Origin of the sequence: Galbibacter orientalis DSM 19592 (assembly GCF_000260115.1) — a bacterium.
Lineage (GTDB): Bacteria > Bacteroidota > Bacteroidia > Flavobacteriales > Flavobacteriaceae > Galbibacter > Galbibacter orientalis.
The window spans coordinates 146880-155604 of sequence record NZ_JH651379.1 but is presented as its reverse complement, the minus strand read 5'-3'; the positions used below and the strand labels follow the sequence as shown (position 1 = coordinate 155604).

Sequence of the window (8725 nt, the reverse complement as noted above, 5' to 3'; positions counted from 1 at the left end):
AAAGCTAACTTGAAAGCTAGCTTTTTTCATAGTTAATTGTTGAAGAATTATTTAAACTATTTTGAACACTACTAAAATAGTAAGGTTTTATATATGTTGAGGTTAATGATAAACGAAAAAGATTAATGAAAGGTTAATTAGATTAATAATTGCTTAATGAGTTACAGATTTTTATAAATTATAGTTCTCATAAAGTGATATTTAAAATGAGAGAGGCCATAAGTCGATTTATTTTTTAGATTTGTTTAAATCAAGAACTTCGAGGGAAGCCTTGAGGTATTAAACCCTTTCTGAGGTAATAATGCCTATAAATTTCTGCTGTGGCAGATTGTTAAGTTAGTAAGTATGCTCAATTTCAAAAAAGGATATATTATAATTTTCATTATTTCGGTAATTGGGTTGGCTTTTATTCAATATCAATACTTAAAAGTTGGATTGAATTTAGCAAAGGTTCAATTTAATTCTAAAGCAGGGCAGGCGGTACAAGCTATTAAGCAAGATTTGAATCACCAAAATGAACTAACTTTTTTAATGGAACAGGCTATTACCAAAGACAGTTCCTATTTTAAGATGAGTGTAGATAGCATTCAAGATGCTTCTCGTTATTTTTTGAATGATTTTTTAGTAGACCGATTGATGCAAAGTGGAATTAAATCTGAATTTAATTACCGTCTTTTTAAAAACGATTCCACTGTATATTTAACATCTCCTAATTATAAAGTTTCCGATGAAGAACAGCTTAAATTTCCGATAGTTCTTAGTGGATATTTACCTGATAAAATAAATGAACGATTAATTTTAGAGCTTCAGTTTGAAGATTTGAATAATTATTTTCTTTCACAATTAAATGGCTTAACTATTCCGAGTTTAATTTTTATAATAGCTATTATTCTCGTTGTAATATGGGTGTTACGATCGCTTTATTGGCAGCGGAGTGTTATAACTACTACCAATGATTTTATAAATAACCTTACACACGAATTAAAAACTCCTGTTTTTTCAATAGGGCTTGCTACCAAATTGTTGTCTGAAAAAGCTACTGACGAAACAAAGCCAATTGTAGCTATTATTAGAGAGCAAAATAATAAATTGAAAGTTCAAATTGAAAAGGTTTTGGACTTGGCAGGTTTGGAGAGTAGAAAAAGTGTGATGGATTTACAATTAACAGATTTTAGACCTAATTTGCTTTCCTTGGCAACTTCTTTTTCTAAATTATCCAATTTGGAAAATATAGATTTTGAATATGAACTTCAAGATGGAGCGTATTGGATTTTGTGTGAACCAAATCATTTAGAGAATGCCATTAATAATTTATTAGATAATGCCAAGAAATATTCTGAAGGTAAACCAGTAATAAGATTAACAGCGGTTACAAAGGGCAATCAAATGTATGTTGAAGTGAAGGATAATGGAATTGGAATTGCAGAAAATGAATTGAAGAATGTTTTTAAAAAGTATCATAGAATAATCTCTGGCGATCTCCATAAAGTGCGAGGCTACGGTCTTGGACTAAGTTATGTAAAGCAAGTAATACGCTTGCATAAAGGGAAGGTGTTTTTGAAAAGTAAAATTAACGAAGGAACTGTAGTTACAATTAAAGTACCCCATCAATTACCTCGGTAAAAGCCTAAGAAGTGTTAAAATGAAACAAAAAGGAAATGAATAAAATATTATTAGTAGAAGATGATAATTCCCTTGGGTATTTACTGAGTGAATATTTAAAAATGAAGAATTTTCAATTGCATTGGGTTACCAATGGAGTCAAGGCTTTGGCAATTCTGGAAAAAGAGAATTTCGATTTACTAATTTTAGATGTAATGATGCCAGAAATGGACGGATTTACATTGGCAGAAAAAATTAGAGATTTATACCCATCTGTTCCTTTTATATTTTTAACAGCACGTTCTTTAAAAATTGATGTTTTAAAAGGATTTTCTTTAGGAGCAGTAGATTATTTAAAGAAACCGATTGATGAAGAAGAATTGGTAGTTAGAATACAGACGTTGTTATCAAGGTTACAAGTTACTAGTAATGAAGAAAATTTTAATGAAATTCAAATTGGACGGTATATTTTTAATCCTAAGCTTCAGCAGTTAAAATTTGAGGAAGAGATTATTTCACTAACCTCAAGGGAAAGTGAATTGTTACTGTTTTTATGGAGGCGTAAAAATGAATTAGCGCCGCATAAAGATATTCTAACAAGTATATGGGGAGAAAATGATTATTTTAACCGAAAGAGTTTAAATGTATTTATTTCTCATCTTCGAAAATATTTAAGTAAAGATGCTACAATAGCTATTGAAAATATCCATAATAAAGGATTTTTATTAAAGTTAACAGAATAGAAAACGCCTCTGTGAAGAGGCGTTTTGCATGTTCAAAAATAGTTAAAAACTCTATTTAGTAACCTGGATTTTGAATTAAATTTGGATTTGTTGATAGTGCTGAAGGAGGAATTGGAAAAAGTAAATACGTTTCTGTAGAAACTGGTTTTTCTTGAAATGAATCTAAAAATGTTCCAAATCTAATTTGATCGTTTCTTCTCCATCCTTCCCAGTAAAATTCTCTAGCTCTTTCTTCTAATAAAGATGTTAAATCTATTGTATTTAATTCTGATGCGTTTCTTTTAATTCTAATATCATTAACTAAACCTATAGGGGTGTCGCCGTTAGTGGCATTACCGCCTCTTAAAATAGCTTCCGCTTTCATAAGCATAACATCTGCAAGTCTAAAAAATACATAATCATTTCCTGGGGTATTATTGGTAACAAAATCAGGAGGATATTTAATAACTCGTATTCCATTTAGTTCATTAGAAGAAGTTAATGAAAATTCTGGAGTAAATACCAAAGGACCTCCTTGTCTATCTTGAAGAGGAGTTCCATCTGCAGCGTATTGTTGTCCAACTAAATACCCTGCATTCATACCTGTATTACCTTCAAAATAATCTGGAGTATAACTTCTTCTCATATCATCTTCTTCATATAGATCATAAATATCTGATAAGGTTACAAAACCATTCCATCCATCTGGTTGATTGTTGTAATGAAGTGTCATATGCCATCTGGAATGTGTATTTGCAGTGTTACTCCCTTGTACATTATTACTTACAAATATATTTTCTGATGAATCGTCTGTATTTGTTGGAGAGAAGTTATCAAAATATTTGTCTTCCAAAGTATACATGTTTGATCCCATTACCGCATCACAATGTTCAATTACTTTATTCATATCGGCAGCACTGAAAGTAAAAGGTCCTGCGGAGGCACCATTCGTGTTTTCATCTGTAGCTAAAAAGACGGCTCTATTTAAATATGCTTTAGCTAATAATGTGTGAGCTGCATTTTGTGTTGCTATAGATGCACCGCCAGAAGCAGGAAGGTCGTTTATTATTTCTTCCAATTCTGATATTACAAACTCAATTCCTTCAGGTCTATTTAAGTATATTGAAGGAGGCTGAGTTAAATCTTCTCCAGGCTCTCTACCTAGAACTAAACCAAAATTATCTACCATATGAAATGAGAAGAATGCTCTAAGAAATCTAGCTTCTGCAGCTTGAGATGGTGTAGGTGCAAATTCTAAAACCTGCGTAGCTCTAAATATACCACTTAATAGTCCATTATATGCACTATTTATATAGGTATGAGAGCTAGTCCAATCATGAGTGTGTAAAACTCTCCATATCCCTGCATCATCCCAATCTGGGCCTCTAGTTGGTCCAGCCATTTCATCTGAAGTATGTTCCTGTAGCGCAAAAATATTATCTTGGGTGTCAAAAATCCTAAGCGCTTGATATGCTGCTATCAAAAGCGATTTAGTATCTACAGATTCTTTTGCAACACTACCTTCAACTGTATCGTTTAATTCTTCATCTAAATCTGTACAACCTACAAATAGGCTTATAATGAGAATTAGTGTCCAATATATTTTTTTCATTTTCATTAATTTTAGAAATTAGCATTTAATCCGATTACAAAACCTCTGCTCCTTGGGTAAGATGTGTAATCTATACCGAAAGAAGGTACTCCATCAACTTCTTTGTTTGTATTTACTTCAGGATCAAAACCATCATATGGTGTTATTACAAATAAATTTTGTCCAGTAACATAGAATCTTAATGATTGAATCCAGTTGGTTGATATAGATTGAGAGTCTAAAGTATAACCAACAGTAAGATTGTTTAGTCTTAAGAAGTCTCCACTTTGTAAATCTTTAGTAGAAAGGAATGGTCCTCCTCCTGTTTCTGCTGCACCAGAATTAACTTCTTGATATGTAGCGTTATCTCCACTAGTAACAGCTCCTTTGTAAAATAAAGCAGCATTTGTGTTATCAAAAATTTGATGTCCATACGCTCCATTTAGATTTGCTCCCATATCAAAATTTTTGTACCGAGCATTCAGAGCGATTCCTATAGTGATGTCTGGATTAGGATCTCCAACGAAATCCCTATCTGATGCACCTCCAGGACCATCAAAGTTAGGGTTTACTACCCCGTCTCCATTGGTGTCTTTGTAAATAGGTAATCCAGCAGCATCATAACCTTCGAATATTGGAAGATAAAATTCATATAAAGGTTGATTATCATACAACAACTGGGCTCTTTGACCAGATAAACTTCTACCATTAATTTCACCAGTAGGAATTCCTAAAGGAAATTGATTGGATACATTTTTAATTTTGTTTTCTAAAAATGCCATATTGTAACTTACATCGAATGTGAAATCTTCAGTTTCTATGATTCCAGCGTTTATTGAGAATTCAAATCCACTATTTAAAACTTCAATGTCGTCAAAGTTTGTCCAATAGTTAACGTTAGGAGCTGGTTGTATAGCAGGCAATCTAAATAATAAATCGTTTGTAGTTCTATTAAAATAATCAACAGAACCCTTAATTCTATTATTTAAGAAACCATAATCAAATCCTATTCCCCATTGTGCCACAGATTCCCATTGTAAATTAGGATTTGCTACATTATCCTGTTGTAATGCAGTTCCATCTCCTGTTGGTCCAAATTGAGTTTGAGCTGAACCTGCGGGAAATTCTTGGTTACCAGTTATACCCCAACTACCTCTAAGTTTAAATTCAGAAATAGCTTCAGGTAGGAATCCCTCTTCTGTTAATCGCCATGCTGCACCAACAGATGGGAAGTACCCATATTGATTGTTTTCTCCAAATTTACTAGAACCATCTGCTCTTAAAGTAGCAGTTAGTAGATATTTACTTTTATAGTTGATATTTGCTCTTCCAAAGAAAGATTGTAATTCAAAAGAAGGATTAAAATATCCACTTACTTCTGTAGGTTGTATGGTAGCTGCATACCCTATATCTTTTATATAGATGTCTTGGTCAGTTACGCTAAAATCTCTTCCCACCATTCTATTTCCTTTCGCTTCGAATGATTGGTATGAATATCCTATTACTGCATCCAGATTAAAATTATCTGACAAGTCTTTTTTATAAGATAAGGTGTGTTCAAAAAGTTTATTAAAATTATAATTATCTTCATAAGATGCAATACCTCTACCTAATGTGTTATTTGTGTTAAGTAAAGAAGAGGTTGCGGCTCTTCTTGTAGATTCATTTCTTCCGACACCAATATTCAGTTTATATTTTAATCCATCGGTAATTTTAATAGTAGTGCCAAAATTTGCTAGAATCCTAGAGGTTTCTGTGTTGTCTTCATAATAATCAAGTAATGCCAATGGGTTTCTTTGGTTATCACTTGGTTGATTATATGTGCCATCGGTATTATAAAAGGGCCTTGTAGGATTCCATCTCAATGCAGACGATAAAAGGTCTCCTTCAGCTCCTACATTATCAGATATTGCTTCCCCGTCATCTCTAATGTATGAATAGATTATACTAGAATCAAAAGTAACAATGTCATTAAAAGCTCTTTGCGTAATATTTACATTCCCACTGTACCTCTGTTGTCCAGTTCCTTTAATAATACCTTCTTGGTCTAAATACCCTATAGAAAATCTATAGTTTCCAGACTCTGATGCTGCGCCATAAGAAAAATCATGTTGTTGAGTAAATGAAGTTCTTAAGATTGATTCAAAAGGATCTATTCTAGCTCCTAAATCAGGATTAGTATTCCCTACACTAGCAGCAATAGAAGGATATTCATTGGCTTCAATTAAATCATATTCTTTAGATATTGTACCGAATTGCACTGAGGTGTTAAAGTTTATTTGAGGTTTCCCTATTTTTCCTTTCTTAGTTGTTATTATAATAACACCATTTGCACCTCTAGAACCATAAATAGCTGTTGCAGATGCATCTTTTAAAACGTCCATGCTAGCAATATCATTTGGATTGATAAAACTTAGTGGATTTCTTGCACTTTGTCTACCTAGACCAATATCAGATCCTGCTCCTCCTCCTCCTCCTAGAGGGATTCCATCTACTACTACTAAGGGATCGTTTCCAGCTCTAATTGAAGATGTACCGCGAATCCTAATATTTGATGCGCCACCAGGTTCCCCACTTGATTGGGTAATTTGTACCCCAGCAACTCGTCCTTGAATTAGTTGGTCTGGAGAGGTTACAACACCTTTATTAAAATCTTCAGCTTTTACAGTTTCAACTGCTCCTGTTGCATCTTTTTTAGTAGTAGTACCGTATCCAATAACTACTACTTCATCTAAAGCCTGCGCGTCTTCAGTAAGTGTTGCGTTAATAGTAGATTGCCCATTAACAGCTACTTCTTTAGATGTAAATCCAACATAGCTAAACACTAAAGTAGCTGTGGCATCCACATTGTCTAAAGTGTAATTTCCGTCAAAATCTGTTTGTGTTCCATTGGATGTTCCTTTTACTAGAACGTTTGCCCCTGGGAGAGGGCCAGTAGCGTCAGAGACTGTTCCACTCACAGTCTGGGCTTTAGCCATGCTGAAACACAGAAATGCTCCAACCAAGGCTAAGCCTTTGATTAAATTGTTCTTCATACAATTAAATTTTAAAGTTCAAATAGTTAGCTTTATTTAACAATGAATAATCTTTTTTCCAGTTAGCTTGTGTTGAAAAAGGATTATCAAACAATTGTTAAATTATAATAATATAGTGTGAATATAATAAAAAAAATGTTTATAATTTTAACATTGATACTTTTTATCTTAGTATTTTGTTATATTATTAAATGTAGTAAATACTGTTAAAATCTAAGTTGAAGAAAAATAAAACGGAGAACCTAATAGTTCTCCGTTGCTAACTTCAAAAGCGTTTAAGCATTTTGAAAAATGTGTATTTTAAAAAAAAATTTCTTACTCCTGTGGAGTAGTGGTAGACCATACAGCATAACCTTTTCCAGGTGCTTCTAAATTCACTTCTCCATCTTCTTTAGCGTAAGGAGCATATGTGGAATTTAAAGAGTAATCTATTAATGTACTGTTTATCCAATTGCTTTTAACGGTACGTCTTTTAGTAGTGTCAGAAGTATTTATATAAATAATAAGACCTGGATTTTCGGATGTTCCTTTTCTTTTCATAATATATTCGTCTGCATCAACATATAAAATTTCCGTTTCCCCAATTGCCAAACTGTTATGAATTGTTATAAGTTGTTTTATTTCTTCTTGAAAAGCTTCATTTTCATAATCAGAATAAAAAATTGTAGGATAGCCAGGGTGTGTTAAAATGTAAGCATAGGCTATTAATTTATTTTCGGCCATTATAAAGTTATCTTCATTGCTATCTTTTTCGGTATCGTGATTAGCGGTAAAAGTGACTGCTTTTTCAGGGTAGGTTTGCCAAAGCATTTCTTTGTCTAAATAAGTCAGATCTTCATATCGGTCTAAAGCTTCTTCGAGTTTATAGAAAGTAGAAAAATCGAATACATTACTTCCTGTTTCTTCAATGTATTTTTTTAAAACTACGGGATTACCATCCCATAATTCGGCTACAGAAAATCCACCTACTTCATCAAGCCAGGCTTTTACAACCCATGGCTCATACCCTAAAACATAATCAAAACGCCAGCCATCAAATCCCATAGTATTTTTATAGTATTTTGCTACAGAATTATCTTGTTTCCAAAGCCAATTTTGAACATAATCTTGGTTATGATCCAAGTTCTGTTCAGCATAAAAAAGACTTCCTTCGTCATAATTACTAGTGCTGTTAGGATAAAAATTTTCGTAATTTCTATTGAATAATCCTGAAGCATTTCCATGAGTTTCATCAAATAAAGTATAGGTATTTTTATCTCTATACGGATTGTACTCTTCGCCACCACCAGAATTATGATTTATTACAATGTCTGCAATAACTTCAAGATTATTTTCGTGCGCTTTTTTGATTAAATTTTCTAATTCGGTTCTACTTCCAAATCGTGTTTCTGTAGTTCCATGTTGTTCATATTCCCCAAAATCAAAATAATCTGAAGGGTCGTACCCCATAGAGTAACCTCCAGACTGACCTTTAGTGGCAACTGGTAACCAAAGGCGATCTACTCCTGCATCTGCCCAACTAGCTACTTTTTCGCTCAAAATATCCCACCAATCTCCTCTTGGTTCTACATCCCAATAGAAGGTTTGCATCATTACATTGTTTCCGCTCTCATATTTTGTGAGATCTAAAGGGGTTACTTCTCCAGCTTCTGGAGTGGTAGGTTCTGGGAGGGTAGTAGAACTATCATCATTGTTTGAGCATGACGATAAGATTAAAAAACTGGTTACAAAAAAGTATAGGAGTTTAGTTTTCATGGTTTAGTTTTAGTAATGGA

General features: G+C 33.1%; 5 protein-coding genes. 2 read left to right on the top strand and 3 right to left on the bottom strand.

Going from position 1 to position 8725, the window contains the following annotated elements; all coding sequences use genetic code 11:
* The first annotated feature begins 345 nt into the window (after positions 1-345).
* Entirely contained in the window at positions 346-1623 is a 1278-nt protein-coding gene (locus JOOMADRAFT_RS00780) for a sensor histidine kinase (RefSeq protein WP_008610710.1), read from the top strand.
* Between the two features lie 35 nt (positions 1624-1658).
* The gene (locus JOOMADRAFT_RS00775; protein ID WP_008610708.1) at positions 1659-2345 is read left to right on the top strand and encodes a response regulator transcription factor; all 687 of its coding nucleotides are present in this window, start codon (positions 1659-1661) and stop codon (positions 2343-2345) included.
* 55 nt (positions 2346-2400) lie between these two features.
* On the opposite strand, the gene JOOMADRAFT_RS00770 is transcribed toward JOOMADRAFT_RS00775, so the two are convergent.
* The 3 genes from JOOMADRAFT_RS00770 to JOOMADRAFT_RS00760 all read right to left on the bottom strand — a co-directional run bounded on the left by JOOMADRAFT_RS00770 (position 2401) and on the right by JOOMADRAFT_RS00760 (position 8705).
* Entirely contained in the window at positions 2401-3936 is a 1536-nt protein-coding gene (locus tag JOOMADRAFT_RS00770; RefSeq protein ID WP_008610707.1) for a RagB/SusD family nutrient uptake outer membrane protein, read from the bottom strand.
* A gap of 11 nt (positions 3937-3947) precedes the next feature.
* A complete protein-coding gene (locus tag JOOMADRAFT_RS00765) occupies positions 3948-6950 on the bottom strand; it encodes a SusC/RagA family TonB-linked outer membrane protein (RefSeq protein ID WP_008610706.1) in 3003 nt (1000 codons plus the stop codon).
* A gap of 315 nt (positions 6951-7265) precedes the next feature.
* The gene (locus JOOMADRAFT_RS00760; protein WP_008610705.1) at positions 7266-8705 is read right to left on the bottom strand and encodes an alpha-amylase; all 1440 of its coding nucleotides are present in this window, start codon (positions 8703-8705) and stop codon (positions 7266-7268) included.
* Between the last annotated feature and the right edge of the window lie 20 nt (positions 8706-8725).